This window comes from Vibrio sp. V10_P2A27P122 (assembly GCF_963874335.1).
Lineage (GTDB): Bacteria > Pseudomonadota > Gammaproteobacteria > Enterobacterales > Vibrionaceae > Vibrio > Vibrio anguillarum.
On sequence record NZ_CAWNHY010000178.1, the window covers coordinates 1 to 3,187 of the forward strand.

Sequence of the window (3,187 nt, forward strand, 5' to 3'; positions counted from 1 at the left end):
GTCTTACCTCACAAAATAAAACTGATGACCAATATATTAAAGTTAACGTAACTAAAATTTTGTCACCTAATAATGACGATGAGCAAGAAGTTGCGATAAATTCATTACGTGATATTCGGGTTATTCCTGACAAGCTGATTTTAAAGCCCAACGATCAACGCCGAGTACAAGTATTAGTGCTTGATCAGAATGTCGACACGGAACAAGTGTATCGTGTTTATTTTGAGCAAGTGACAGCAGACCAATATCACGGCTCAGCACGTGAGGACAATGATATTTCAGCCACTACTGGGGTTAGCTTATCATTAGGAGGGGTAATTCGTGTCCAGCCGAAAGAAAATAAGCCAAACATGGTCGCCAATGATGATCATATCGTTAACCAAGGCAATTCACATTTTCAGATCGTATCAGAGTGTATCGGTACGAGTATGGCTGATTGTGTATGGGAAAAGCCAGAAACCAATATCAATATTTACCATAATAACCACTATCAGTGGCAAACCCGTGATGATAAGCCGGTAGCTGCGATTAACTATCGCTACCCTCAGCAACGTAATAAATTGTTGACACTCAAGAAAGATCGCTAGTCCTATTGCATTGTTTATTTAGTAAGGTTTCGAAATGTTTTTAAATAAAAAAACACGTCAACAATGGTTGTCGCTGTTAATTCTTATACCTTCTGCATCGGTACTCGCGGTTCCTGCTGGTTTCGAAGCTTTGCTTGAACAACGTAATGAAGTCGTTGAACTTCAGTATAATAATACTTTTATGGGCTATTTTCAGGTTGCAATAAACCACGATACATTGACGTTTCTTGAACCACAGCTTGTATTTAATGACTTGAAATCAATGGTACAGGAAGTGCATCATCAGGCATTTCAAAATAAATTAAGCGCTGATTTTCCATTGGTCAATGAACGCTACTGCGCGATTCAGGCTAGTCAATGTGATATTAAAACTAATAAAGTATTACCCGTTTATGATCAAGACGCGCTATCGGTAAAGGTTAATATCGATGCAGACTGGCTTAATCAACAGACTGACGTGGGCTACTATCGCACCGCAGACAGACGCCAAAAACGCGCCTTGTTACAGTCGTTAAACCTTTCAACCCAAACAGGGTTTGATAATACTTATCAACTCGGCTTACGCGGTAATACCACTATAGGATTAGCAAATCATACCTATGTCGCGTTTGAGTCTAGCATCAGTAATAATCATGAAGAAACAAACAGTGCCATTGATTCCGCGTATTTAAGGCATGATTTCGATCAACGCTGGTATCTAAAAGCTGGGAAATTAGCCAGTTACTCGGCTAACCGCTCTAGTGAGGGGGGCTTCAATCATCAGCTTTTGCCAAGCAATACTATCAATGGCCTACAATTTGGCACTGGTATGCACTTTTATCAAGCACCAACGGCTGCTTTTGGTATGCAAGACATCGAGATTTTTAGCGCGACAGGAGGTAAAGCCGATTTCTATTTGTATGGTGTCCTCATTCATTCTCAGTTGCTAAATCCTGGTTACAACAGTATTCGACGGAATGATCTTCCTTCTGGCAGTTTTAATGTTGAAGTGAAAATATTTGAAGGTACAGAGTTTTCCCGTACTGAAGTTTATTCACTTCAAAGCCCATTCAGGGTAAGCGATGGCCGCGCGCAGTGGTTATTAAAATTCGGTCAAACTGAACAAAGTGACCAATCCGTTGTTGAGTTAGCTACATGGTTACCGCTTTCAGATAAAAACCTAGGGCTGAGTGATATCTCGTTGGCATCACAAATAAGTCAGGATTATTGGTTAAGCGAAATCGGCTTATCAGCAACTGATACCTTTGCACTAACCCCTGAAATAATCTCAAGATGGTCTTTTAACGGACGTTTTATTGCTGGCCAAGAAAATGGTAACCAAATTCAAGGTTGGAGCTTAACCAATAGCATAAATCTGAATAAATTAAGTTTAACCACGGAAAATCGGTATATTAATACAGATAATTGTATAAGTTCAGGTCGCTATACCTGTATGGATCAATGGCGAGTAAATGCCGGTACAAACTTTTTCGGTAATAATATACGATTCGGTTATGACGTCACTGAACGACGTTATGATGATATGCAGCGTCAAGATTCAAAAGTTTACCGCCGTAGTGTCAGCTTAGGTCGGAATTTTAGATTTTCCAGCATAAACAGCAATTTAAGTGCGACCTGGTCAGAGAGCCGATCGAAAGCTAAAGACACCGATAGCGTTTTTTATATGAATTTATCATTATCGTTACGTAACACCGATGATTCGTATTATTCATCAATTACCTATAACAACGGTGATAAGGCTATTAATGCAGGCTATAGTCGAAGTGGAAAAAACAATGATCAGCTAAACCTCCGTCTTGAGCAATATGATAACGGTAACGTCAATCTGTCTGGAAATGTGAACAGAAACTTTAATGAATTAGGCTCCTTGTCTGGGGTTGCATACATGAGTCGTAACGAGAAAAAAAGCAAAGAATCGGCATATCTTGGATACTCAATGGGTTTTTCACTAGATGAGGATGGACAGTTTGCAATGGGACGAAGTGGAATTAATGACCATAGTGCCGCTGTTATTGTTGAAAGTGATTCTGGAGAGCCGGTAGCGCATTCAGTCAGTGGATTAGGTTCTGAAACAGACTCTCAGCCAATACTTCCACGAACAATGCATCCTATTTCTGGTTATCAAGAAAATACATACCGTATTTCTGAAAGCAATATATCCCATGGTTCAGGGGTTCAGTCATTACTAACTGGAACCGATAAGCGAAATGTTTTTTTAACTCCGGGTAACATATTGATCCATAAATTAAAAACAGATACTCAATATTTTTACATTGGATCTATTCATGATCACAAGAATTTGATAACAAGCAAAATCGAAAACAAACAGATATCAATGGTAGATATCGATAGTGATGGAAACTTTCTTATTCAAGCAAGTGAAAAGCTCGATGGTTTAACTATGCGAAATGAAGATGAACGTTGGTATTGTTCATTTGTTAATGTTGAAGATATTAACGGCATCCACCAAATAAACGCTCTAACATGCTCTAAGGTTGACTAAATGAATTACAAAATTATATTTCCAACGTTACTACTTTTCTCTAGTATGTCACAAGCTACTGAGCGTGTTATCTATGGAAATTTCATTGATGCTATTG

The 3,187-nt window shown here is 38.8% G+C and carries 2 protein-coding genes; both read left to right on the forward strand.

The genetic code is table 11. The annotated features are described in order from the left end of the window. Positions 1–587: hypothetical protein (locus AACQ17_RS08120; protein ID WP_170935172.1), on the forward strand; the 587-nt coding region annotated here is incomplete at its 5' end. Between the two features lie 34 nt (positions 588–621). Further along, the gene (locus AACQ17_RS08125) at positions 622–3,090 is read left to right on the forward strand and encodes a TcfC E-set like domain-containing protein (RefSeq protein ID WP_094167727.1); all 2,469 of its coding nucleotides are present in this window, start codon (positions 622–624) and stop codon (positions 3,088–3,090) included. The last annotated feature ends 97 nt before the right edge of the window (positions 3,091–3,187 follow it).

Coding starts and splice junctions, on each gene's coding strand:
- AACQ17_RS08125 (WP_094167727.1), top strand. CDS start 622: ATGTTTTTAAATAAAAAAACACGTCAACAATGGTTGTCGCTGTTAATT.